Here is a 23733-nt window from a genome sequence, read left to right as displayed (position 1 = left end):
GCACCGTGGAAATTATCAGCCAGTACGGCACTATTCTGCTGATTCTCGCCTGTATTTTCGGCTTTTTTATGGCCTGGGGTGTAGGCGCCAACGACGTTGCCAACGCCATGGGCACCTCCGTGGGCTCCCGGGCGCTGACCATCAAGCAGGCAATTCTGATCGCGATGGTATTTGAGTTCGCCGGCGCCTATCTGGCGGGCGGAGAGGTCACGGCCACCATCCGCAAGGGCATCATCGATTCGGAGATATTCTCCGACCAGCCACAGCTACTTGTCTACGGTATGCTCTCGGCGCTGCTGGCTGCCGGTACCTGGCTGCTGATCGCCAGTATCCTCGGCTGGCCTGTGTCCACCACCCACTCCATTGTCGGCGCTATCGTCGGCTTTTCCGCGGTAGGCATTTCCGTCGACGCGGTCTCCTGGGGCAAGGTGGGCAGCATTGTTGCCAGCTGGGTCGTATCCCCGGTGCTGGCAGGCACCATTTCATTCATGCTGTTTCGTAGCGTGCAGCGGCTGATCCTCAATACCGAAGATCCCTTCAGCAATGCCAAGCGCTACATTCCCTTCTACATGTTTGCCGTAGGCTGGATGATCGCCATGGTGACTCTGACCAAGGGTCTCAAACATGTGTTCAAGGATGCCGCTATCCAGCTGAGCTTTATACAGGATGCCGGTATAGCGGCCATTGTCGGCTTGGTGGTTATGGCTGTGGGTGTGGTGATGCTCAAGCGCGTCAAGCGCGACCCGGAGCGGGAAAAAGAAAACCGCTTTGCCAATGTGGAGCGGGTATTTGCGATTTTGATGATTTTTACCGCCTGCGCCATGGCGTTCGCCCACGGTTCCAACGACGTCGCCAATGCCGTGGGACCGCTGGCGGCGGTGGTCAATACCATCCAGCAGGGGGCGGTTACCGCAAAGGCCACCATGCCCTCGTGGATACTGCTGTTGGGCGGACTGGGAATCGTCGTGGGCCTGGCTACCTACGGTTTTAAGGTCATGGCCACCATTGGCCGCAAGATCACTGAACTGACGCCGAGCCGCGGCTTTGCCGCCGAGCTGGGTGCGGCGGCCACAGTGGTGCTGGCCTCAGGAACCGGCCTGCCGATCTCCACCACTCACACCCTGGTAGGTGCTGTGCTGGGCGTTGGCCTGGCCCGAGGTATCGGCGCCCTCAACCTGCGTATGGTCACCACCATTGCCGCCTCCTGGGTGGTCACATTGCCGGCTGGCGCCGGCCTTGCCATCCTGTTTTTCTTTTTCTTTAAAGGCATATTCGGCTAGGGCCTGTTCTAGCAACCGGTCTTTTGCTCTGATAAAAATAGGGAAGCCTTATGCGCTTCCCTTTTTTTTGCACCACCGTGCCACCCGCAAAAGGAATGTTCATGCGACTACCCATTTTTCAGGCCGATGCCTTCACAGCGGAGTTGTTTGGAGGCAACCCGGCAGCCCTGGTGCCTCTCGAACAGTGGTTGCCCGATGACCTGCTGCAGCAGATAGCCACCGAGAACCAGCTGTCGGAAACCGCCTTTACCGTGCCGAGCGCGGCGGGGTTCCAATTGCGCTGGTTCACTCCAGCGTCGGAGGTCCCCCTTTGCGGCCACGCCACCCTCGCGGCCGCGCACCTTTTGTGGACCGAGCTTGGCTGCGGGCACCGGGAGATTCTCTTTAGTACCCTGAGCGGCGAGCTGCGGGTGCAGCGCGAGAAGGATCTGATCTCGATGGACTTTCCCGCGCAGAAGATGCAGCCCCTGACCACCAGCGGGGCTTTTGCCGACAACTTAAAGCAGGCCTTCGGCTGTCTGCCACGCAACGCGGTCAGGGAAGAAAGTGAAGGGGGAAAACTGCTGCTGGAATTTGCCGGTGCCGCCCAGGTGGCGGCACTGAAACCGGACATGCGATCCGTTGCCGCCCTGCCGTACCAGGGAGTGGTGTGCACCGCCACCGGCGATGAGTACCCATGCGACTTTGTCAGCCGTTTTTTCGCCCCCAATGTCGGCATCGACGAAGATCCGGTAACCGGCTCTGCGCATACCCTATTGACGCCATACTGGGCGGAAAAGCTGGACCTGGCACAAATGCAGGCGCGGCAGATCTCCGCCCGCGGAGGAGTGCTGGAATGCCAGTTGCAAAGCAACAGAGTGATATTGCGGGGTAGGGCCGTGACCTATATGCGCGGTGAAATCAGGCTCTAGCAGGTTGTTCACCAGTAGTGGTAGTGCAGCCGCTCATTTTTATGCGGTCCCTGTATCTGCCAGATCAGCTCGATATCCGGCCGGTGCAGTAACAGTTCAGCGGTATAGGTATCGCGACCGCAATGATGGGGAGTCACCTGGCGGAAGCCGTGGGCGGTGACTGGCGCCAATTCAAACAAGAGTACCGGCACAGCGCGGCGCAGGTGTTCCAGCTTCAGGCTGTCCTGCAACAGAGTCCAGCGATAGCGGTTTTGCATTTTGACCCGACGCCCGTCGCTATGGGTAAAATGCGCGCTTTCCTCGAACAGTAACTGTGAGGCCGCTGTTTCGGCTACAACCTGACCGCGCCCGTGACCGTGCCAATCGGTGGCAGAGCCGGGGCCATTGCTGGCGGTAAAACTAAATTCGCTCACCCGGCCCAGGCACTGCCACAGGCAGGCCAGCGCCCGGCGCTGATCATCGCCCACGAGACACCTTTCTTCCAATGCCACTACTCATATTTGTCACCGCCCTCTGGGCCTTTTCTTTCAGTCTGATCGGCGTCTACCTGGCCGGACAGGTGGACAGCTATTTTTCGGTATTGAGCCGGGTATTTCTCGCTGCACTGGTATTTCTCCCGCTGTTGCAATGGCGCGGCCTGCCGGCCCGTAGCGCCTTTGCCCTGATGGGTATAGGCGCGGTCCAGCTGGGGCTGATGTACCTGTTTTATTATCAGTCATTTCTGCTGCTTAGTGTGCCGGAAGTACTGCTGTTTACCATCTTCACCCCCCTGTACCTTGCACTGATCTACGACCTGCTGACACAGCAGCTGTCGGGCTGGAATCTGCTGATTGCCGCGGTGGCGGTATTTGGAGCGGCAATCATTCGCTGGGACCATCTGTCCGGCGAGTTCTGGCGCGGCTTTTGCGTCGTGCAGGGCGCCAATCTCTGCTTCGCGTTCGGCCAGGTCGCCTATCGACGGTTCGCACAAACCCACCCCCGCCTGCCGGTGCGCCAGACCTTCGGCTGGTTTTACCTGGGAGCCCTGTTGGTGGCCACCGGCGCCTGGTGGGGACTCGGGACGCCCAACTATCCGCACACGGTGGAACAATGGGCGGTGCTCCTGTGGCTGGGTATCGTCGCCTCCGGATTGGGATATTTTCTGTGGAATAAAGGCGCCACCCAGGTATCCGCCGCTACCCTGGCGGCCATGAACAACGCACTGGTACCCGCCGGGCTGTTGGTGAATCTGTTACTCTGGAATCGCGAAACCGACCTTACCCGGCTTTTTGTTGGCGGCGTGGTCATCGTGGCGGCGGTGGTTGTCAGTGGCCGCTACAACCGGGGCCGCACCAGAACAGCAGCTGCCGGTCTGCCGGATTAAGCGACACGGACTTTCGCACCAGAGGCTGTTGCGCCACTATTTGAGTATCGGCGATCCAACGGAAAGGCCAAGGGTTTGCCTGCCTGGTTGACGGCCAATCACGTGGACCCTTGTGTAGAAACAGCACAGAATGAGGCGGACGATGGCGACAGTTCCAAACCTGATGCGGCAGCTAGAGCAACTGGTGGCACTTCCCAGTGTCAGCGCCACCAACCCCAAACTGGATATGGGGAACCTGGCGGTGGTCGAATTGCTCGCCGCCTGGCTGGAAACACTCGGTTTCAAGGCCGAAATCCTGCCGCTGCCGGGGCAGCCCCACAAAGCCAACTTGATCGCCACACTATCCGCGGGCGGCCCTGGCGACGGCGGCCTGGTACTGGCCGGACACACGGATACAGTGCCCTACGACGAGGGCCGCTGGCAGTCGGACCCCTTCCAGCTGCGGGAGCGCGATGGCCGCCTGTACGGGCTCGGCACTGCGGACATGAAAGGCTTTTTCCCCCTGGCCATCGAAGCCACAAAAACCTTTCTCGACAAACCCCTGCGGCAGCCGCTGATCATTCTCGCCACTGCCGATGAGGAAACCTCCATGGCGGGTGCCAGGGCCCTGGTAAAGGCCGGCCGCCCGCGCGCGCGCTACGCGGTGGTGGGGGAACCCACGGGCCTGAAACCGGTGCATATGCACAAGGGCATCACCATGCAGGCGGTGCGGATCACCGGCCGCTCCGGCCACTCCTCCAACCCGGCCCTGGGCGCCAGCGCGCTGGAGGCGATGCACAAGGTCATCGGCGCGCTGCTGACACTGCGGGCCGAGTGGCAGGACAGCTACCAAAACCCCGGGTTTGCGGTGCCGGTTCCCACCATGAACCTGGGCTGTATCCACGGCGGTGACAACCCCAATCGCATCTGTGGCTCAGCGGAATTACAGTTTGACCTGCGCCCCCTGCCGGGCATGGCATTGGCAGATCTGTGCGGGGAACTGGAGCGGCGCCTGCAGGACAGTGTCAGTGAAGAACAGGTGCAGTTGCAGTGCCGGGCACTGTTTGACGGCACCGAGGCGTTTGAGCAGGATCGCCACAGCGAGCTGGTTCAAACCGCAGAAAAACTCACCGGACACCGGGCGGAAAGCGTCGCCTTCGCCACCGAAGCGCCCTATTTCAAACGCATGGGCATAGACACCATAGTGCTGGGGCCCGGCGATATCGATCAGGCTCACCAGCCCGACGAGTATCTGGGGCAGGAGCGCATAGAGCCGATGGTAGACATACTGCGCGGACTGATCGCCAAGTTTTGCCTGTAAGCTTATATTTGCAAGGGGAAACCGGCGCCCTGTCCGGGCCTGTTCACACTAACTGAGTTGGCCCTAAAGGCGCACTGGTAAAAGTTAACGACAGGGGAATTGAGCTTGAGCGACACCAACGCCTCCCTCAATTGGTTTCGACATGCGGCGCCTTACATCAACGATCTGCGCGGCCGTACTGTGGTGATCGCCCTCCCCGGCGAGGCCCTGGAGCACGCCAATTTTCGCAATCTGGTGCACGACCTGGCCCTGCTGGTGAGCCTGGGGGTCAAGCTGGTGGTGGTCTACGGCGCGCGGCCACAGGTCAACCAGGCTCTGGCCGGGCACGGCCGCCGCTGTCAGTTTCACGGCAATATCCGGGTTACGGACCGGGACACACTGGAGGTGATCAAGTCCGTCGTGGGAACACTGCGCTTCGATATCGAGGCCGCTTTCTCCCAGGGGCTGCCGGACTCACCCATGGCGCGCTCGGCCCTCAAAGTGGTCTCCGGCAACTTCGTCACCGCGCGTCCTATCGGCGTCCTGGACGGCGAAGATCTGGGCTGGGCCGGCACAGTGCGGCGCATGGAGACCGATACCATCAATCTCGCTCTTGAACAGGGGGCACTGGTACTCCTGTCACCCCTGGGCACGTCGCTCACCGGGGAGTTGTTCAATGTGAACTATCTGGAACTGGCCGCCGAGGCGGCGCGCGCGCTGCAGGCGGAGAAGCTGGTGCTTTTCCGCCGTGCGCCCCAGCTGCTGATGGACGGCCAGCCGCTATTTGAACTGAGCCTGGTACAGGCCGAGCAGCGCGCGGAGGCATTGCAGTCCGGTGCCCTCGACTGCGCCATCCGCGCCTGTAACGCCGGCACTCCGCGCGCCCACCTGCTGAGCTACACCCAGGACGGGGCGATGGTGCAGGAACTGTTTCGCCGCGAAGGTGCCGGCACCATGATTTACCGGGACAGCTACGAGGTGGTGCGACGTGCGCGCATTACCGACGTGGGGGGTATTCTGGGGCTGATCCGCCCGCTGGAAAAGCAGGGGATACTGGTCCGGCGCCCGCGGGAAAAGCTGGAGGCCGAGATTGACCACTTCACCCTGGTGGAAGTGGACGGCACACCAGTAGCCTGCGCTGCGCTCTATCCCATTCGGGATAAACGAGGCGAGGCCGTGGCTGCGGAGATCGCCTGTGTCGCCATCCATCCGGACTTCCGCGGCAACCGCCGCGGGGCCAAGTTGCTCCACCACCTGGAGCGACAGGCGCGGGTACTCGGTGTCGATGCCCTCTATGTGCTCACCACCCAGGCGGAGCACTGGTTCGTCGAACAAGGCTTCACGGTGGCAGCGGTACAGGACTTACCTGCGGCGCGGAAGTCTCTCTACAATATTCAGCGAAATTCCCGCGTACTCCAAAAACGGTTGGCCTAGAGACAAGCTGCCGCCTGGACCCATCCAGGCAGGATTTGTATCCTAAGAAACACCAATTAGCTTTCGTAAAGCGCCAAATTGTCCCGAATTTGGCGCTTTTTTGTTAAGCTAGCCCCCCTTTTCTGCTTTGGCGGACTGACCAAGATGCCTGAATACCGCTCAAGAACCTCCACCGCCGGCCGCAACATGGCCGGCGCCCGCGCTCTGTGGCGTGCCACCGGGATGAAAGACGACGATTTTCACAAGCCCATTATCGCGGTGGCCAACTCTTTCACACAGTTCGTACCGGGCCATGTGCACCTGAAGGACATGGGTCAGCTGGTCGCCCGGGAGATCGAGAAAGCCGGTGGAGTCGCCAAGGAGTTCAACACTATCGCGGTGGACGATGGTATCGCCATGGGTCACGACGGCATGCTGTACAGCCTGCCGAGCCGCGAAATTATTGCCGACTCGGTGGAGTATATGGTGAATGCCCACTGTGCCGACGCCCTGGTGTGTATTTCCAATTGTGACAAGATCACACCCGGCATGCTGATGGCCGCCATGCGGTTGAACATTCCCACCATCTTTGTCTCCGGTGGCCCCATGGAGGCGGGAAAAACCAAGCTTTCGGAGCACAAGCTGGACCTGGTGGATGCGATGGTCATTGCGGCCACCGACAGCGCATCGGATGAGGAGGTGGCCGAGTACGAACGCTCCGCCTGCCCCACCTGCGGCTCCTGCTCCGGTATGTTTACCGCCAACTCCATGAACTGCCTGACCGAGGCGCTGGGACTGGCACTGCCCGGCAACGGCACCCTCCTCGCCACCCACGCCGACCGCCGGGAACTGTTCCTGCGCGCGGGCCGCGAAATAGTTGCCCTCGCCAAACGCTATTACGAGCAGGAAGACACCAGGGCGCTGCCCAGGGCTATCGCCAACCGGGGGGCCTTCCTCAACGCCATGGCATTGGACATCGCCATGGGCGGCTCCACCAACACTATTCTGCACCTGCTCGCAGCGGCACAGGAGGGCCAGGTGGATTTCTCCCTGGCGGATATCGACCAGTTGTCGAGGAGGATTCCACAGCTGTGCAAAGTGGCACCCAATACCCAGCAATATCACATCGAGGATGTGCATAGAGCCGGGGGGGTGATGGCCATTCTGGGAGAGCTGGAGGCGGGCGGTCTGCTGGACGCCTCGTTGCCCACGGTATACAGCGACTCCCTGGACGAGGCATTGAAGCTGTGGGATATCCGCCGCACCGACGACAAATCAGTGCGCGATTTCTACCGCGCCGGCCCCGGGGGCATCCCCACCCAGACCGCTTTCAGCCAGGACACCCGCTGGGGGAGTCTGGACGAGGATCGCCAGCGCGGCTGTATCCGCTCGGTACAGCACGCCTATTCCGCCCAGGGCGGTCTGGCGGTGCTGTTTGGCAATCTCGCTCCGGATGGCTGCGTGGTCAAGACTTCCGGCGTCGATGAGGCCCTGTGGCACTTCTGCGGGCCCGCGCGCGTAGTCGAGAGCCAGGAAGCCGCAGTGGAACAAATCCTCGCCGGAGATGTGCAGGAAGGGGAGGCGGTGATAGTGCGCTACGAGGGCCCCAAAGGCGGACCGGGGATGCAGGAGATGCTCTACCCCACCAGTTACCTGAAATCCAAGGGCCTGGGCCAGTCCTGCGCCCTGATTACCGACGGCCGCTTCTCCGGCGGCACCTCGGGTCTGTCAATCGGCCATGTATCCCCGGAGGCAGCGTCCGGAGGGGCCATTGGCCTCGTCGAACAGGGGGATAGTATCCGTATCGATATCCCCGCGCGCACCATAGAGGTGGACATCGATGATGGGGAGCTGGAGCGGCGCCGCCAAGCCATGAATGCCCGCGGCTGGAGCCCCGTGCAGATGCGCCCAAGGAAGGTGAGCAAGGCGTTAAGGGCCTATGGGATGCTGGCCGCCAGCGCCGACCGCGGCGCTGTGCGGACACTGGATGATGAATAGCGGGCCACTAGCGCCTGTATCCGAAAACTCTATACAGGGTGCTAATCCGCCAGGGTAAAGCGGATACGGTTGCGCACACCGTGGCGTACCGTCGGCTCGCCACCTTCCAGCTGCGGCTGATACTTGAACCGCGCCACTGCCGCCAGGGCCGCACGGTTAAACACATCGGTCGCATTGCCTGCATTGTCGTAGCCGCCGACAATCCGGGGGTTGAGCACATTGCCGGCGGTACCAATGCTGAACTCCACCACTACATAGCCCTCCAGTCCACGCCGTAACGCAGTCGATGGATAGCGTGGAGCCGGCTTGAATACCGGCAGCGGATCGCGGCTGACCAATGCGGGATCTTTCCCAAATTTACCCGGCTTTGGCGGCTCCATGGTGAAGATACCCGGCCCAGGATCCACTGTTTCTTTGTTTCGCGGCCATTTGGGCTGCGGTTGCGGGTCATCCACAATCTCCGGCCGATGGTAAATTTTCTTAGTTGGTATTAACTTGGGTAGATGCACATCGGCGATAGGTGGACTTGGCTTCGTTTGCGGCAACTGATAATCCGTGGTGATCAGCTGACTCATCACACTTATCAGTAACAGAGTCACAACAGCGGCCAGCAGCCAGTTGCGCACAGCGAGGGCAGAAGCAGTGGGTGTGAACTGGGTCCAGGGGGTTGCTGAACAAGCTCTATCCATAACACCTCTCCTTATTCTTGTCGGGTGTTTAAATGGTCGGCCGACAGGGCGGCCATGGAAAAGCTGATCAGCTCAAGTCCATTAATAACTGATTTTGGTGAATTTGCAAATAATTCTCATTAATAGTTCGACATTTAGTCAGGTTGCCCGAAAGATAGACAGGAAATCATCAAAAAAAAGGCCGCACAGCAGTGTGCGGCCTTTTTGGCGTCGAAAAGCGAATCCGGTCAGATAGCCAGCTGCTCTTCACGCTTCTTTTCACCTTCCACAAAGCTGATCCACTGCTCGGCGAACTTCTTGGAACGCTCGTCTTTCAGTGCTTTCCTCAGGCTCACCAGTGCGGCGTCGTATTTCTTCTGGTTCGCATTGGCCATGCCTATCACAATGTAAAGCTGATCCGGACGTTTGACACCGCCCTTATTCAGCGCCTTGGAACCCACCTCCACTGCCTTCTGGTTTTGGTCCAGGTCCAGGTAGATGGTGGCCAGTCGCGCATAGAGATCACCCTTGTCGGACAATCTGGCCGCCGCCTCAAGCTGCGGAATCGACTTCTGCAACTCCTGCGCCATTTGGTAAGCCTGGGCCAGGGTTTCCAGGTTCTTGGAGGTGCGCTCTATCTTCTTCTCATCGAACCCCTTCTGGATAACCTTGGCACCCTTGTAGGGTGTATCGTTACCCATGTAGAGGTAGGCCATATTCAGGAGTTCCTTCTCTTTCTGCAGAGCCCCGGCGGCATAGGCCGCTTCCATCATATAGAGCTGGTCCCTGTCCCGCTTGAGTTCACCGTACATGCCCGCCAGCTGCTTGTAGTACTCCCCTTTCGGGTAGTGCTTCACCAGCTTCTCGAGAATATCGATCACCTTGTTGTAGTCGTTCTTTTCATAGTAGAGAAAGCGCTGCAGGCTCAGCCAGCTCTCCTTTGGCACCTTGCCATCCTTCTCGTACATGGAAACCGCTCGGTTGACGTCGGCCAGTGCACTGGCCGCATCACCCAACTGGTAGTGGGCCTGGGAGCGCAGGGCATAGTCCTCCGCGTTCACCTTGTCGGCGGCGGCAAACCAGCGATTCAGATAGTCCAGTCCACTCTTGTAGTTCTCAGTGGCCAGGTACAGCTGCGCGATGGTTTTGAGTGTATTCAACTCAACCCCTACCGGGATATTCTCCACACCCTGCGCAAGCACCTGCTTATAGGCGTTGATGGCGTCCTGATAGCGCTCCATGCTGTAGTAGACGAAGCCGTAGAAGTAATACATCTGCGCCACTTCGTAGGCATTGTATTTACTCTTGCCGGCCTCCATGTCCCGCAACGCGGCCAGGGCGGCGGGCCAGTTCTGCGCATCCGCAGCCTCCTGCACCTTGCCCAGTTTCTTGAACACATTTTCCCGCATCGCCGGCACTTTGCGCGTTTTCTGGTCGCTTTGCGCTTCGGCCTGGGCGAAGGTCGCGGACACACCCAGCGCCTCAAGCACCGTGACACTCGCCGCCGGTGCCAGTACCAGAGGCAGAGCCACGGAGGTACGCAGAACGAATCTGGAAAACCCTCTCGCCATGGTGGTCAATTTCATAGGCCTCCCCTTTAGCTCTTGTCCAGAGTAAAGCTGATCTTGGTTTTCACACCGGGTACTTCGATCGGCTCACCATCAACCACTCGCGGTTTGTACTTGTATCTCAATGCAGACTTGACCGCTGCACTGTTGAAGATAGTGGTCGGATTGCCATCCAAAGTATAGGCTTCCACCACCCGCGGGTCACGCACGGAACCGTTTTTGGTCACCGTATACTCGACGATTGCATAGCCTTCGATACCCCGCTGCAGCGCCCGCCGGGGGTACTGGGGCGCGACCTTCACGATGGGCAGATAGTCGCCCTCGCTGGCGAAACCGCCGATACCGCCAACCCTCAGGTCAACCGATGTCCGCGGCGCGGCAATATTGATGCTGTTGTCCAGATTCGGATCATCGAACTCCGGCTCCGGCGCCTCGGGTGGCGGCTCCTCCGGCTCGTCCGGTTTGTCCGGCTTACTGGTGTCGTACTGGGTTTCGATCTCCTGCTCGGGCATCACGACATCGGCAATCTTGATCTGCTCCACATCTTCCGGAGCTTTCATGTTCGCCTCAATCAGCTGATGCATGGTGAAGATCAGACCAAAGGTGGTAGCCAGTGCCAACGCACCCGCCCCTGTTAATCTTACCGGATTCATAGCTGTCAACTCTTTTCTGTCGCGACCGAAACTTTCTCGATACCGATTCTCCTGGCCGCATCGGCGATCAGGGCAATCTTCTCGACACTCGCTTTCTTGTCGGGCTGAATCACCAACCACCCCTTCGGATTCTCCGCGTAGAGGCGCTCGAGGGTGAGCTTGACCATGCGGTCTTCCACCCGCTCCTTGGCGATCCAGACTTCGTTGTTTTCGTTAATCGCTACCAGAATGGAGGCGGTCTTGAGTTCAGCGGTCGTCGCTTCCGGCTTGATCACGTCGGCGCCCGGCACCTTGATAAAGGTCGCGGTGACGATAAAGAAGATCAGCATAATGAACACCACGTCCAGCATGGGCGTGAGGTCAATCGCTCCAGCTTCCTCTTCTGCCGTATTTTGTTTCTTGCTCATTGCAACTCTCTTAGCGAACTTTCCCGCCGGGGGCCGCGCCATGGGCACCCCGGCGAAAATATCCGGCTTGCTAAACCTTCACGGCGGACAGGCGCAGCTGTTCGCCTCGTGTGGTGCCTTAGTGATCCATCGTCAGATGGTCTTCCAGCAGCTGGGTTTCGCGCTCCGCCTTGCGGGTGAGATAGGTGTTGGCAAACACGCCGGACAGTGCCGCAACCATCCCCGCCATTGTGGGAATGGTTGCCATGGAAACACCACTGGCCATCTGCTTGGCATCACCACCACCGGTGATCGCGAGAACCTCAAAAACATTGATCATACCCCAAACCGTACCCAGCAGCCCGAACAGGGGGGCAAGGGCCACACAGGCCTGGATCATGTCCATATTGTCCTGAATCTTCTCGGATACCCGGGAAACCATTGCGTGACGGATTTGGTGCGCGCTCCAGGATTTGCGCTCAGGGCGCGCCTCCCACTGGTCCACCGCACCCTGCACATCGACCTTGAGACTTCGGTTGAAGTAGAACACCCGCTCGAAAATCAGCGTCCACATAAAGAAGGTCAGGCCGGCGATCAGAAGCAGTACTGGCCCGCCCGACGCCATAAAGGCGTTGACGGCGGCCCATGCGTCAATCAATGCGTGCATGTTGCCGCCTCCTCTTATTTACGCTCGGCGTTTTCCGCCACGATACCGGCACTCTGCTCATCGAGAACGTGCAGGATACGCTTGGCGCGGCCGTTCACAATGGTGTGCATCAGAACGGTCGGGATAGCCACACACAGGCCCAGCACGGTGGTGATCAGGGCTGAGGAGATACCGTCCGCCATGGCCCTGGGATCGCCGGCGCCGAAGATGGTAATCGCCTGGAAAGTGATGATCATACCGGTCACGGTACCCAGCAGACCCAGCAAAGGCGCCACCATAGCGATAATCTTCAACAGGTTGAGACCGGACTCGATTGCGGGGCGCTCTTTCAGTACCGCCTCCTCCATCTTCAGCTCCAGGGTCTCTCCATCGATACCCTTGTTCTCCTCGGCCACCGCCAGCACACGGCCCAGCGGGTTGTTGGTGTTGGGGGTAGAGGAGCGCAGCTGGGCAGTCACTTTGGCACTCATGCCGGACAGCGCGATCAGGCGCCAGATGGCCAGCAGCATGGCGAAGGCGCCCACGGCGGTGATGATGTAGCCCACTGGGCCACCCTGGTGCCAGCGCTCAACCCAATCCGGAGTGTTGATCATGGCCTTGAGATAGGAGCCACCGGTGGGGCCCGTCGGGTCGACACCAAAGGCGTGGAAGCCGGAGGTTGCGGCCTGTAGATCGGCGGCCATGGACAGGTATTTGCTGTCCGGCTGGCGGATCAATTCGGCCATCTTGTTGGCGTCAGTCATTTCCAGGTAGCGACCGTCCGAGACCAGGTTGAAGTTACCCACGCGAACCACTTCCTGCTCCGCCTGCTCGCCATCCGGTTTGATCACCGCACCGCTGAACTTGACCACTTTGCCGGATTCCACGATTTCACGCTGCAGCTCATACCAGAGACGCTCTATCTCTTCGATGGTGGGCAGTTTGGTCTGGGAGTTCATCTTTTCGATCAGAGAGTCGAGGAACTCGGTGCGGCCCGGATACTGGGCGGAGACTATAGAGCTGTCCAGGTTGGCGCGAAGGTCGCCAGCGGTGGAGGTCAGATGACCGAACAGCTCTTTTAGGGAGCCCATGCGCTCATCCAGCTGCTGACGCTTTTGCTGCACCAGGGTTTCCTGTTCCTGATACTGGTTCTCCAGCTCCGCCGAGCGGCGCTCTTCCGCATCGCGGGTGTTTTCAGCCTGGGTCAGCAGGTTTTGCTGATTGGCTTTCTGGCGTCTGAAGTCGGCTTCACGCTTCTTGTGCTCCGCAGATTCGGAGATCTTGGCGCTGCGCACCAGTTGCAACAGTTGATCCAGGGTGGCGGCTTTTTCCTGCGCCACAGCGGTAACGCTGATCAGTCCAGCCGCGGCCAGGGCGGCCGTCATGGATACTAGGCGTTTGGCGATAGAGGTATTCATTGCGCAGCCTCCGGAGCCGGGATCGGCATGGTCAGGATATCAGTGGTGGCCTGTTTCTTGGCGATTTTCAGCCCCTGCAGAATGGCCCGGCGGTATTCGCCAGCATCGATTTCGACCCAGCCCTTCTGCTGTTTGTCGTAGGCCAGGGAAATCTTGGAGTCAGTGGTCTGCGCCACCAGTGCAATACGCCCGATCTGCAGCACGTTGACTTCGCGCTCCTGACCGTCCACATCCAGGGTCGCGCCGTAGCTGTCTATCTTGCGCGCGTATTCCATTTCGAAATTGTAGAGCTCCAGCACCTGACGGAATTTCTCCGCCACGGAAACGTCGGAGCGATCCATTGTGGACTTGACGCCCTCCAGGTTGCCCAGGCGCTCTTCCAGCTTGAATGGGGCATCCAGTTTGATGAACTGCTCCAGGCCATCCAGCATGCGCAGAATCAGCGGCTGGATCAGGCGCTCGATTACAGTCACATTCTCGATGGATTCGTCCAGGTCGTTGAGCACTGTCCGCTGGTTGGCCAGTTGCTTCTCGAGCTGACGGTTGTACACCTGCAGACCGTCGATCTCTTTGTTGACCACCTTGAAGTCCTGCAGCAGGCTGCTGGTTTCTTCGGCGATCTTGTCAATGCGCTTCTGGGAAGCCTGAGCAGCGGTGGTACGCTGCTGGCCAACCGCCAGAACATTGTCGAGTGTATCCGCAGTGGCTACGCCGCCATAGAGTGCGCCGGCAGACAGCGCAGTGGTCAGCGCCACAGCCATGAATCGCTTGGTTTTCATTAGACCCCCCAGTGGGTTCGATATTTCACAACATGGTCGCGATGGATTAGCTGCCACAACGCGGTTGGGTTTTGGTTTGAAGACAGCTAAGAGCCGCACATTGTAAACAGCCGAATTGATTATTCAAATGCCGATGATTCCCATCGACCTGCATGAGTAGCAAGGTAACAAACAGGTAACAATCCCGGGTGTTACGCACACATTTGCAGTCAGCTATTTGTACAATTAGTAAGCAAAACTACCAGTTAGATGATGATTTAATCAAGTTGTTTTTATTTTAACCTGTCGTATTGAACTAAGCAGTATCGGTATTCATCCACTTTCGAAGCCGGGTAACAGCTTCGGGTCACCTCTTTCCAGCCCTCTCCCAGTGGCGGGAAAAAAGCGTCTCCGGCGACCTCAGCCTCCACTTCGGTCAGGTACAGCCGGGTCGCCAGGGGCAACAGCTGGCGGTAGACCTCTGCCCCGCCAATGACCATCACCTCTCCGACCCCGGAGGCCTCCGCAGCCCCCTGGGCCAGTTCCAGCGCCCGCTCCAGGGAAGGCACCGGTTCAACACCGGGGGCGAACCAGTCCGGGTCGCGGCTAACGACGATATTGCGGCGTCCCGGTAGCGGCCGTCCGATGGAATCGTACGTCTTGCGCCCCATGACCAACGGCTTACCCATGGTCACCTGCTTGAAAAACTTCAGGTCACCGGACAGCCGCCAGGGCAGACCATTGCCGATACCGATGGCCCGATTGCGCGCAACCGCGGCGATTATAGCAATAGCAGCCGTCATTTCAGACCGCCACCGGAGCAGGAATATGGGGGTGCGCCTCATAGTTGCGCAACTCGAAGTCCTCAAAACGAAAGGCGAACAGATCCGTCACTTCCGGGTTCAGGTGCATGGTGGGTGAAGGCAGTGGTGCGCGCTCCAACTGCCGCGCCACCTGCTCCATATGGTTGGTATAGAGGTGGGCGTCACCGAAGGTGTGAATAAATTCCCCCGGCGCCAGCCCGCAAACCTGGGCCAGCATCAGAGTGAGAAGACTGTAGGACGCGATATTGAACGGCACACCGAGAAAAATATCGGCGCTGCGCTGGTAGAGCTGACAGGACAGCCTGCCATCCGCCACATAGAACTGGAACAGACAGTGACAGGGCGCCAGCGCCATGCGCCCGGCGGCCGCATTCGTCGCCGGGGAGGCCCCCTCATCGGGCAGGTCCGCGGGATTCCAGGCACTGACCAGCAACCGGCGGGAGTCGGGCCGGGTTTGCAGCTGGTGCAGCAACGCCCTGATCTGGTCGATACAGCGGCCGTCGGGGGCCGGCCAGGAGCGCCACTGCCGGCCGTACACAGGCCCCAGATCACCCTCCGCCGTGGCCCACTCGTCCCAGATACGCACGCCGTGTTGTTGCAAATAAGCAATATTGGTGTCGCCGCGCAGAAACCATAGCAGCTCGTGAATAATGGAGCGCAGGTGTAGCTTTTTGGTGGTAACCAGCGGGAACCCCGCGGCCAGATCAAACCGCATCTGGTAGCCGAACACACTTCGCGTACCGGTGCCGGTACGATCGCTTTTGACCGCGCCTTGGTCGCGCACATGGCGCATCAGGTCGAGATATTGCCGCATATGTCAGGAACCGCCAGATTCCCGCACACGCCCCTGGGGCAGTGGCTGGGTACGGTAGCTCCATGCCAGCAGCAGGACCCCGGCGGCAATCATCGGCAGGCTCAACAGCTGGCCCCTGGTCATCCAACCGAACAGGTCGAAACCGATAAGTCTATCCGGCTCCCGCACAAATTCCACCGCAAAACGGAAGATTCCGTAGAGCAGCACAAACAGCCCCCCCACCGCCAGCCGCGGCCGCGGCTTGCTGGAGAACCACCACAGTACCGCAAACAGCACCAAGCCCTCGAGAAAAGCCTGGTAGAGCTGGGACGGGTGGCGCACCAGCAAATCCGGATCCCGCGGGAATACCATGCCCCAGGGCACCGTCGTCTCACGCCCCCACAGCTCCTGGCCGATAAAGTTGCCCATCCGTCCCAGACCCAGGCCGATGGGCACCAGCGGTGCCACGAAATCGATCAGGTCTGCAAAGGTGGTGCCGATCCGGCGCGCATAGAGCACTGTGGCCAGCATCACACCGATAAGACCGCCGTGGAAGCTCATGCCGCCTTCCCATACCCGCCCCAGTGCCAGCGGATCAGCCACCAACTGCGGGAAGTTATAGAAAAACATGTAACCCAGCCGCCCACCAACTACGACGCCGATAGCACAGTAGAGGATCAGGTCCTCCACCTCGGATTTGATCACCGGCGACCAGGGTTTGCGCGCGCGACGCAACGCCAGCCACCAGGCGGCGGCAAAGCCGGCCAGGTACATCAAGCCGTACCAGTGCACTTTCAACGGGCCTATGGACACCGCAACCGGGTCAATTTCTGGGTAAGTCAGCATGGGCTAGTCAGGTTTGGGAGCTGAGCGCGTATTATGGTGGCAAAGGCCCCCAAAGAGAAAGGGCCGTCTCCCGCTACGGAGCCCAAAACTGCATGTGTCTTCTCCTGTTCGCCTACCGTTGCCACACCGAATACCCGCTGCTGCTATTCGCCAACCGGGACGAGTACTACCGGCGCCCCACCCAGCCCGCCGCACGCTGGCCCGACACGGACCTGGTGGCCGGGCGGGACCTGCAGGGCGGCGGCACCTGGGCCGGCGTGGCACCCGGCCGGGTCGCAGCGGTAACCAATATCCGTGAACCCTTGCAACCGGTCCCTGTAGACCCGCTTTCCCGCGGCGACATACCCCTGGCCTTCCTACGCCACCGGGTTTTGCCCGCACGCTATGCCGCTACTCTGAAGCTGTCGCGTTACCGCGGCTTCAATGCACTGCTGTATCAACACGGAGCGGTCGGCGAGCTGATCTGTGCCGGCAACCGCCACCAGCCCTTTGCCTTTACACCGGGTATTCACGGCATCTCCAACGGCGCTCCGGATGCACCCTGGCCCAAAGTGGAAAAGGGTAAACACCTGGTTGCACAGCTGCTGCAGGGTATCGATACACAGCTCAACGACGATAACTTTGTGGACCCAGGCCTGGCCCTGCTGCAGGACCGGCAGCCCGGAGCGGAAGCGGCGCTGCCCGACACAGGTGTGGGCAAACAGATGGAACTGGCCCTGTCGCCAATATTTGTGCAAATCGGGCGGGGGGACTTACCCGCAGCCTATGCGGATGACCCTTCCGGCGGCTACGGCACCCGCGCCAGCACTCTGGTTGCGGTCGATAAAGATGGCCGTATCCAATTCTGGGAGCAAAGCTACCAGCGGGGCGAGAAACTGGCGCCCCTGCGCCATTTTGCACTCGACTGACCTACGCCACAGAGACCTCTTCAGACCCGCGCTGGCGCTGCCCAGGGGGCGGGCAGGCCATCCCGACCGAATAGTCAGGAAAAGACCTGTCCAGGGACAATAAAAAGATTAAAGCGTCAGGCAAGTTTTGCGTTTATTGCCATACTTAGTTTCACAGGCTGAAGTTGGTTGACTTACGCGCAACGTAAGGGCCAGCCCAGGCCTATATATAAGGAAGGTCGCGCGGGACGCATGACGCAGGTGAGCCGCCACCAGGGATAGACCATGGGACCGGCTCCCCACCGGTTGGGAAGGTATGAAGGATCCGGTGTCCGGCGGGCGCGGCTGTTGGCGCATCGGACCCCGCAGCATCGCTGAGGTACCATGTTTTATTTCAACCCTAAGCACCGCACCCGCAAGTCGCCGTTGCCACTGCTTTTTCTTGGCAGCCTGTGTGTGTTCGTCCTCTTCTACGCCTTCACCGCCAATCAGAAAACGGTGCCGGTATTGCCGGAAAATGCCGTGCGCCCCCATCTAGTGCGCTGGCTGGTGGAAAACCCGGATTCCTGGCCGGCCCAGGATCCGATCTTCAACCCCGCCGCGGTAAAGCGCATTTACGAGCGAACCGACTACCGGCTGCTCTGGTTCGACAACTACAGCCTGAGCGATACCGCCAACGACCTGCTCAAGCAGCTGACTGCCTCCAGTTCCGGCAACCCCAGCAGCATGGTGGATTACCGCTATCACCTGGGCTATTTCGATCGCACCCTGCGCGACACGCCCCAACGCCTGCAAATGGCGGCAGTGCTGGACGTATTGTTGACGGATGCTTTTGTTTCCTACGCCCAGGATACTCAGCTGGATAAGATCAGGCCGAAAAACCGGCCGCGCCGCGATATCACACCGGTACAGAATTACGATCCGGGATTCCGCCTGGTGTCATTCCGTCCCCAGCGCCAGAGCGAACCGACACCCAGTGGACGCCTGTATTTTCGCGGTTATGATCGCCGCCGGGCCGAATCGACCAACAATTACCGGCGCTACCGGCAGCAATACCAGATCGACCGCTCGCGGCACTATTCCAACGATGCGGCGCGCGGCGGCACCCGGTCCCGCTTTTCCACCGGCCGTCCACCATCTCGCTACGGCACACTGCAACACCGCCAGGCCGGTAACAGCCCAAATACAACCAGCGGGCAGGCGGAAAACAACGAAGGCCCCTATTATCCGGACAATGCCCCCTACGGTGGCGATGCTGTCGCCCTGCGCGACCAGTTGGTGCGCCTGCGGGATTTGGCCGCCAGTGGCCGCTGGCGGCCCATGCCGGCCGGCCCGGCTATGACCATCGGCGCCAAGCACCCGCATGTGGCCCTGCTGCGGGATATGCTCACCCTCTATGGTGACTTTCCCAGTTACTACAGCTATGGCGAGAGAAACCGCTTCGACCGCCGGCTGCACGAAGCAGTGCTGCGTTTCCAGTCGCGCCATGGCCTCAAACCCGATGGCATTGTCGGCCGCAGCACCCGCAAACGGCTGAACTTCTCTCCCACCGCGCGGGCACGTATCGTGGAGTTCAATATTCGCCGCCGCGAATCCCTGCCCAATGATCTCGGCAGCCGGTTTATTCAGGTCAATATCCCGGAATACAAGCTGCATTATGTGGAAAATGACCGGGTTCGACTGTCGATGAATGTGGTGGTGGGCAAGAAGGAGCACGCCACACCGGAAATCACCACACGGGTAAGCCGCGTGGTGTTCAACCCCACCTGGACAGTGCCCCGCAGCATCCTGGTAAAGGAAATTCTGCCCAAGGCCCGCGCCAATCCCGCCGGAATGGAAAAACTGGGATACCGGGTGGTGAGCGGCAGCGGCGAGCACCTGCCCCTCACTAACGGAAACCTGTCCGCTGCCGGTGCCGGTTCCTATCTGATGCGCCAGATGGGCGGGGAGGAGAACATTCTCGGGCGGATCAAATTCGAGATCCCCAACAAACACGATATCTATCTGCACGACACCCGTGCCCGCAGCCTCTTCTCACTGACCAAGCGCGGCTACAGTCACGGCTGTATTCGGCTGGAGAAGCCGCGACACCTGGCGGAGGCTCTGCTGAGCCCCGAGGGCCACTGGGACCAGTGGCGTATCGATCAGCTCACCGTAGGCGACGAGACCACTGAGGTGAATCTGACCCAACGGGTAAAGGTGTATGTGACCTATTGGACCGCCTGGGTCGATGGAGATGGACTGCTCAATTTCCGCCCCGATATCTACGATAAGGACGGCCTAAGCGCCAATCAGTTTTAGACCGGACCTTCACCGGCTAGGTGACGGCTGTTCACCGCCCCTCATGGCCAACCCATCGACCCCTCAAGGCCCCTGGGCTGGCTTCCTCCCGGTACTGACGCAAGCTTCAATGACTCCCCGGTATTCCGGGATCCTCAGCGCCCCCGGGCTCTCAGCGACCCCGGGGCATATTCCCATTTCCCCCTTAGACCGGAAGCCTGCGCCATAAAAATTATTGGCGCTGCGGCGGTCACAAATTACCACTGCCAGTAAGGTCTCCCAACCATGGCGAGCCCTCCCGGCTCACGGGGGTAGTTTATGGGCTATGATCACCGGTATTTGCACGCCCCGCCCCATTATTGCGGCGCCCTGGTGCTGGCACTCTACCTGGCGCTGGACAGCACACCCTGCACCGCTGACGGGACAGACCACAGCAGAACTGCCACCGCGCCGGAAATGCTCAGTCAACCGCTACAGGGCGGCACCGGCGACACCATGGACCCCTTCACTCCGGTGGACCGGCAGTACACCTTGATGCGCGAGGAGCTGGCCCGCTACACCGCCCTGACCCAGGGCGACGTCTGGCAGCCATTGGACGGAGGGCAGACACTAGCGCCGGGAATGCGCCATCCCCGGGTCAGAAGGCTGCGCAGCCTGTTGATGCAGTATGGCGACCTTACGCTGCGTGACCATACCGACACCAATCTGGCCGATCTATACGACCCGCGCCTGCAGCGGGCAGTGCGCCGCTTCCAGCGCCGCCACGGACTGCAGGAGGACGCCCTGGTGGATGAGCGCACCCGGCGACTTCTCAATGTCAACCCGCAGCAGCGGGTGCGGACTCTGGCGGCCAACCTTACCCGCTGGGAAATGATGCCCAGGGACCTTGGACCCCGCTACATAGTGGTGAATATTCCGGATTTCAGCCTGCGACTGATCCACAATGAACGCGAGCAACTCCGTATGCGCGTGGTGGTGGGCAAGCCGGTGCACGCCACACCGCAGCTCACCACCCGCCTGACCCGACTGGTGTTCAATCCCATCTGGCGGGTGCCCCCCAGTATCGCCGTGCGCGAGCTGCTGCCCAAGGGGGCCGCCAGACTGACCGCCAGCGGCTACCGGCTGGTGAACCACAAGGGGCGCTCTGTACCTTTTACGGCCCACAATATCGCCGCGACCCGGCGGGGCAAGGTCACCCTGCAGCAGAAGGGCGGACCCGGCAATGCACTGGGGCGGGTCAAGTTTGTAATTCCCAACCCGGAAGCCATCTTTCTCCACGACACCAACAGCAAACACCTGTTCAAACAGAGCCAGCGGGCCTTCAGCCACGGCTGCATTCGCCTGGAGAAACCGCTGCAGTTCGCCCGCTTGATGTTGACTGAGCAAAATGGCTGGAGCCCTGAACGGGCGGAACACTATATCAACAGCAACCGCACCCGGGCAGTGGAGCTGAAGAAACCACTGCCGGTGTATATCGCTTACTGGAGTGCCTGGGTCGACGAGGAGGGGCTGCTGCAGTTCCGGCCTGATATCTACGGCCGCGACCAAACAGACCCCACCGATGCATCGGCAGACAATGGCTCCCAAAGCGATCAGAGGGGTTGAACAATGGCACTCAGGAGCGGCCACCTGGCACTGGTGGCCGCAATCGGCCTGGCGGCAGCGCTCAGCGTTCCGCCCACCGCGACCCCCGCAAACGGCATTGACACGCAGCGGGCAGAGGCCGCCCTAGACCCGGCGCGGGCGGGTGCGCAGTTGCGCACCCAGGCCCAACGCTACCACCGGCTGTCAGTGTCGTGGCAACCCCTTTCCCAAGGCCCACCGTTGAAACCCGGCGACTATGGCCCGCGGGTGCGTCAGCTTTACCGGATAATGCAGCTGTATGGCGATCACCAGGGACTGCCGGGACCCCTACAGAACTCCACCGGTTTGGATCTACAGCGCTTCGACGGCAGCCTGCAAAGGGCCCTTGAGCACTATCAGTGGCGCCATGGTCTCGAACCCACCGGATGGCTGGACCGATACACCCGGCGCGAGCTGGCGGTGCCTCCGCGCACGCGGGCGCGGCAATTGGAAGTCAATGCGGATCGCTGGGAAAAACTCTCACTACCGAAAGAGCGCCCCTATGTCCTGGTCAATGTGCCTGCCTATCAGTTGCAGTTGGTGGAAAAGGGCAGGGTTGTGTTGCGCATGAAAACCGTAGTGGGAAAAACCAGTACCCGCACACCGGAACTGCGGACCCGCATTACCAATATTGTGTTCAACCCCACCTGGACTGTACCGCGCAATATTCTCCTGACGGAATTGCTGCCCAAGGCACGCAACAATCCGGGAGCCATGCACCGGCGCGGCTATCGCGTGATCAGTTACGGTGGAGGCAATACGGTACCGATCACAGAGGACAGTTTGTCCCGCGCCGCGGCGGGCCAGGCCACTCTGCGCCAGATGGGTGGCCCGGAGAACTCCTTGGGGCGGGTAAAGTTCATTGTCCCCAACAACCAGGCCATTTTCCTGCACGATACCCAGGCTCAGAGCCTGTTCGAACGACGCCAGCGCGCCTTTAGTCACGGCTGTGTGCGACTGAAAGAACCGGAGGAGCTGGCATATGCGCTGCTGCGCCGCCAGGGCTGGGACAGGGTGAGCGTCGCGCGAGCCACGGCCGCAGGGGAAAGGGTCAATATCCGTGTCGAACGGCCACCGCGCCTGGTGATCACCTATATCACCGCCTGGGTGGACAATAGCGGACAGGTGCAGTTTCGCCGCGACATCTATCACCGCGACCCATCGGACGAATCCGACTAGTTCAACTCACTTGGTCCACAGCAGGCAGGCTTGACCGTCGCCCCCCTCCCAACTCAGCTCGCACAAGTCGGACAGCGGTATTCAAGTGGGCCCCTCACCCACAAAAGACAAAGCTAAAACCAACCAGTCACAGAGAAATGAAATTCCCGGACTGAAAACAAAATGACAACGCTATCTTCGCCGCACCCCGCCCACTTCCTCCAGAAGCCCATAGCCAGGACCAGGCGGTAGCCCAAAGTAAAACAAAATACCAGCGCAATCCTGCAAACAATTGCTGATTAGCACTATCAGGTTTGTAATCTTAGGTTATTTTTTATACAGTCCCTGCATGCTCGATGGCGCCAATAGCGAATGCGAGTCAGCTTTGAAAAACACGACGAGGCGGAAGTAGGGTATGAAGAATCCATCCAGACGCCGGTTCCTGGCCGTGACCTGCGCAACTGCGGCGGCTGTGGGTGCCGGGCCAGCATTGGCAAAAGTAGGCAAGGTCCGCAGTTTGAAGATGCGCAATCTGCATACCGGAGAACGGCTGAACACCGCCTATTGGTCTGACGGCGATTATGACAGCGCTGGCTTAAAGCAATTTAACCGGCTGCTGCGTGACCACCGTGCCAACGAGGTAACGCGCATGGACCCGAAGCTGTTCGACATAGTGTACAAGCTGAAGGAAAAACTGAACTATAACGGCGAGATTGAGATCATCTCCGGTTATCGTTCAAAGAAGACCAACGCCAAACTGCGCGCTGCCGGCCGCGGTGTTGCCCGCCGCAGCTACCACACCCGCGGCATGGCTCTGGACATCCGTATGCCCGGTGTAGCCCTGAGCAAACTTCGCCAAGCTGCGCTGGATCTCAAGGCGGGTGGAGTGGGTTACTACCCCAAGAGCAACTTCGTCCACGTGGACACAGGCCCGGTGCGACGCTGGTAGCGGAGCGCCGCTAAGGCGGCTCACACAAACGC

The 23733-nt window shown here is 60.1% G+C and carries 22 protein-coding genes; 11 read left to right on the top strand and 11 right to left on the bottom strand.

Features of this window, described 5'->3' with window-relative positions; translation table 11 throughout:
• Nucleotides 1–5 precede the first annotated feature (5 nt).
• Entirely contained in the window at nucleotides 6–1280 is a 1275-nt protein-coding gene (locus AB1S50_RS01680; RefSeq protein WP_367148638.1) for an inorganic phosphate transporter, read from the top strand.
• Nucleotides 1281–1381: 101 nt separating this feature from the next.
• The gene (locus AB1S50_RS01675) at nucleotides 1382–2191 is read left to right on the top strand and encodes a PhzF family phenazine biosynthesis protein (protein WP_367148637.1); all 810 of its coding nucleotides are present in this window, start codon (nucleotides 1382–1384) and stop codon (nucleotides 2189–2191) included.
• Between the two features lie 8 nt (nucleotides 2192–2199).
• Here the strand turns inward: AB1S50_RS01675 and AB1S50_RS01670 are convergent, their stop codons facing one another.
• Complete coding sequence (locus tag AB1S50_RS01670; protein ID WP_367148636.1) at nucleotides 2200–2658, bottom strand: DUF6314 family protein; 459 nt, start codon at nucleotides 2656–2658, stop codon at nucleotides 2200–2202.
• A 17-nt stretch (nucleotides 2659–2675) separates the two neighbouring features.
• Between AB1S50_RS01670 and AB1S50_RS01665 the strand changes: the two genes are divergently transcribed.
• The 4 genes from AB1S50_RS01665 (at nucleotide 2676) to ilvD (ending at nucleotide 8244) form a co-directional block, all read left to right on the top strand.
• Nucleotides 2676–3554, top strand: coding sequence for a DMT family transporter (locus AB1S50_RS01665; protein ID WP_367148635.1), 879 nt, complete (start codon nucleotides 2676–2678; stop codon nucleotides 3552–3554).
• Nucleotides 3555–3696: 142 nt separating this feature from the next.
• The gene (gene argE, locus AB1S50_RS01660) at nucleotides 3697–4854 is read left to right on the top strand and encodes an acetylornithine deacetylase (RefSeq protein WP_367148634.1); all 1158 of its coding nucleotides are present in this window, start codon (nucleotides 3697–3699) and stop codon (nucleotides 4852–4854) included.
• Nucleotides 4855–4959: 105 nt separating this feature from the next.
• Nucleotides 4960–6267 (top strand): amino-acid N-acetyltransferase, encoded by a 1308-nt coding sequence (gene argA / locus AB1S50_RS01655; RefSeq protein ID WP_367148633.1) that lies wholly within the window; start codon nucleotides 4960–4962, stop codon nucleotides 6265–6267.
• 144 nt (nucleotides 6268–6411) lie between these two features.
• Complete coding sequence (gene ilvD, locus AB1S50_RS01650; protein ID WP_367148632.1) at nucleotides 6412–8244, top strand: dihydroxy-acid dehydratase; 1833 nt, start codon at nucleotides 6412–6414, stop codon at nucleotides 8242–8244.
• A gap of 41 nt (nucleotides 8245–8285) precedes the next feature.
• Here the strand turns inward: ilvD and AB1S50_RS01645 are convergent, their stop codons facing one another.
• From AB1S50_RS01645 to lgt, 10 genes are all read right to left on the bottom strand, one after another.
• A complete protein-coding gene (locus tag AB1S50_RS01645) occupies nucleotides 8286–8933 on the bottom strand; it encodes an energy transducer TonB (protein WP_367148631.1) in 648 nt (215 codons plus the stop codon).
• A 227-nt stretch (nucleotides 8934–9160) separates the two neighbouring features.
• Nucleotides 9161–10498 carry a tetratricopeptide repeat protein gene (locus tag AB1S50_RS01640; RefSeq protein ID WP_367148630.1) on the bottom strand — a complete coding sequence of 446 codons (1338 nt, stop codon included), beginning with the start codon at nucleotides 10496–10498 and terminating at the stop codon, nucleotides 9161–9163.
• Nucleotides 10499–10509: 11 nt separating this feature from the next.
• Complete coding sequence (locus AB1S50_RS01635; protein ID WP_367148629.1) at nucleotides 10510–11133, bottom strand: energy transducer TonB; 624 nt, start codon at nucleotides 11131–11133, stop codon at nucleotides 10510–10512.
• A gap of 5 nt (nucleotides 11134–11138) precedes the next feature.
• Nucleotides 11139–11540: an ExbD/TolR family protein gene (locus AB1S50_RS01630; RefSeq protein WP_367148628.1), complete on the bottom strand. Its 402-nt coding sequence runs from the start codon at nucleotides 11538–11540 to the stop codon at nucleotides 11139–11141.
• Nucleotides 11541–11658: 118 nt separating this feature from the next.
• The gene (locus tag AB1S50_RS01625) at nucleotides 11659–12186 is read right to left on the bottom strand and encodes a MotA/TolQ/ExbB proton channel family protein (RefSeq protein WP_367148626.1); all 528 of its coding nucleotides are present in this window, start codon (nucleotides 12184–12186) and stop codon (nucleotides 11659–11661) included.
• A 14-nt stretch (nucleotides 12187–12200) separates the two neighbouring features.
• Nucleotides 12201–13583, bottom strand: a complete 1383-nt coding sequence (locus AB1S50_RS01620; protein WP_367148625.1) for a MotA/TolQ/ExbB proton channel family protein — start codon at nucleotides 13581–13583, stop codon at nucleotides 12201–12203.
• Complete coding sequence (locus AB1S50_RS01615; protein WP_367148624.1) at nucleotides 13580–14362, bottom strand: DUF3450 domain-containing protein; 783 nt, start codon at nucleotides 14360–14362, stop codon at nucleotides 13580–13582. The genes AB1S50_RS01620 and AB1S50_RS01615 overlap by 4 nt, the downstream gene beginning before the upstream one ends.
• A 272-nt stretch (nucleotides 14363–14634) precedes the next feature.
• Entirely contained in the window at nucleotides 14635–15144 is a 510-nt protein-coding gene (locus AB1S50_RS01610) for a dihydrofolate reductase (protein ID WP_367148623.1), read from the bottom strand.
• Nucleotide 15145: 1 nt separating this feature from the next.
• Entirely contained in the window at nucleotides 15146–15979 is an 834-nt protein-coding gene (locus tag AB1S50_RS01605; protein ID WP_367148622.1) for a thymidylate synthase, read from the bottom strand.
• A 3-nt stretch (nucleotides 15980–15982) separates the two neighbouring features.
• Nucleotides 15983–16804, bottom strand: a complete 822-nt coding sequence (lgt, locus tag AB1S50_RS01600) for a prolipoprotein diacylglyceryl transferase (RefSeq protein WP_367148621.1) — start codon at nucleotides 16802–16804, stop codon at nucleotides 15983–15985.
• 92 nt (nucleotides 16805–16896) lie between these two features.
• On the opposite strand from lgt, the gene AB1S50_RS01595 reads away from it, so the two are divergent.
• The 5 genes from AB1S50_RS01595 to AB1S50_RS01575 all read left to right on the top strand — a co-directional run bounded on the left by AB1S50_RS01595 (nucleotide 16897) and on the right by AB1S50_RS01575 (nucleotide 23701).
• Nucleotides 16897–17712: an NRDE family protein gene (locus AB1S50_RS01595; protein WP_367148620.1), complete on the top strand. Its 816-nt coding sequence runs from the start codon at nucleotides 16897–16899 to the stop codon at nucleotides 17710–17712.
• A 363-nt stretch (nucleotides 17713–18075) separates the two neighbouring features.
• Complete coding sequence (locus tag AB1S50_RS01590) at nucleotides 18076–19992, top strand: L,D-transpeptidase family protein (protein WP_367148619.1); 1917 nt, start codon at nucleotides 18076–18078, stop codon at nucleotides 19990–19992.
• 297 nt (nucleotides 19993–20289) lie between these two features.
• The gene (locus AB1S50_RS01585; protein WP_367148618.1) at nucleotides 20290–21576 is read left to right on the top strand and encodes a L,D-transpeptidase family protein; all 1287 of its coding nucleotides are present in this window, start codon (nucleotides 20290–20292) and stop codon (nucleotides 21574–21576) included.
• A gap of 3 nt (nucleotides 21577–21579) precedes the next feature.
• Nucleotides 21580–22773, top strand: coding sequence for a L,D-transpeptidase family protein (locus tag AB1S50_RS01580; protein ID WP_367148617.1), 1194 nt, complete (start codon nucleotides 21580–21582; stop codon nucleotides 22771–22773).
• A gap of 394 nt (nucleotides 22774–23167) precedes the next feature.
• On the top strand, nucleotides 23168–23701 hold the full coding sequence (locus tag AB1S50_RS01575) for a DUF882 domain-containing protein (protein ID WP_367148616.1): 534 nt from the start codon (nucleotides 23168–23170) through the stop codon (nucleotides 23699–23701).
• Nucleotides 23702–23733: the final 32 nt, after the last annotated feature.

It is taken from the genome of Microbulbifer discodermiae (genome assembly GCF_040742695.1).
Classification (GTDB): Bacteria; Pseudomonadota; Gammaproteobacteria; order Pseudomonadales; family Cellvibrionaceae; genus Microbulbifer.
The sequence above is the reverse complement of the archived record's forward strand: the minus strand, read 5'-3'. Positions and strand labels throughout refer to the sequence as shown.

Coding starts and splice junctions, on each gene's coding strand:
- AB1S50_RS01675 (WP_367148637.1), top strand. CDS start 1,382: ATGCGACTACCCATTTTTCAGGCCGATGCCTTCACAGCGGAGTTGTTT.
- AB1S50_RS01665 (WP_367148635.1), top strand. CDS start 2,676: ATGCCACTACTCATATTTGTCACCGCCCTCTGGGCCTTTTCTTTCAGT.
- argE (WP_367148634.1), top strand. CDS start 3,697: ATGGCGACAGTTCCAAACCTGATGCGGCAGCTAGAGCAACTGGTGGCA.
- ilvD (WP_367148632.1), top strand. CDS start 6,412: ATGCCTGAATACCGCTCAAGAACCTCCACCGCCGGCCGCAACATGGCC.
- AB1S50_RS01645 (WP_367148631.1), bottom strand. CDS start 8,933: ATGGATAGAGCTTGTTCAGCAACCCCCTGGACCCAGTTCACACCCACT.
- AB1S50_RS01640 (WP_367148630.1), bottom strand. CDS start 10,498: ATGAAATTGACCACCATGGCGAGAGGGTTTTCCAGATTCGTTCTGCGT.
- AB1S50_RS01635 (WP_367148629.1), bottom strand. CDS start 11,133: ATGAATCCGGTAAGATTAACAGGGGCGGGTGCGTTGGCACTGGCTACC.
- AB1S50_RS01630 (WP_367148628.1), bottom strand. CDS start 11,540: ATGAGCAAGAAACAAAATACGGCAGAAGAGGAAGCTGGAGCGATTGAC.
- AB1S50_RS01625 (WP_367148626.1), bottom strand. CDS start 12,186: ATGCACGCATTGATTGACGCATGGGCCGCCGTCAACGCCTTTATGGCG.
- AB1S50_RS01620 (WP_367148625.1), bottom strand. CDS start 13,583: ATGAATACCTCTATCGCCAAACGCCTAGTATCCATGACGGCCGCCCTG.
- AB1S50_RS01615 (WP_367148624.1), bottom strand. CDS start 14,362: ATGAAAACCAAGCGATTCATGGCTGTGGCGCTGACCACTGCGCTGTCT.
- AB1S50_RS01610 (WP_367148623.1), bottom strand. CDS start 15,144: ATGACGGCTGCTATTGCTATAATCGCCGCGGTTGCGCGCAATCGGGCC.
- AB1S50_RS01605 (WP_367148622.1), bottom strand. CDS start 15,979: ATGCGGCAATATCTCGACCTGATGCGCCATGTGCGCGACCAAGGCGCG.
- lgt (WP_367148621.1), bottom strand. CDS start 16,804: ATGCTGACTTACCCAGAAATTGACCCGGTTGCGGTGTCCATAGGCCCG.
- AB1S50_RS01595 (WP_367148620.1), top strand. CDS start 16,897: ATGTGTCTTCTCCTGTTCGCCTACCGTTGCCACACCGAATACCCGCTG.
- AB1S50_RS01590 (WP_367148619.1), top strand. CDS start 18,076: ATGTTTTATTTCAACCCTAAGCACCGCACCCGCAAGTCGCCGTTGCCA.
- AB1S50_RS01585 (WP_367148618.1), top strand. CDS start 20,290: ATGGGCTATGATCACCGGTATTTGCACGCCCCGCCCCATTATTGCGGC.
- AB1S50_RS01580 (WP_367148617.1), top strand. CDS start 21,580: ATGGCACTCAGGAGCGGCCACCTGGCACTGGTGGCCGCAATCGGCCTG.
- AB1S50_RS01575 (WP_367148616.1), top strand. CDS start 23,168: ATGAAGAATCCATCCAGACGCCGGTTCCTGGCCGTGACCTGCGCAACT.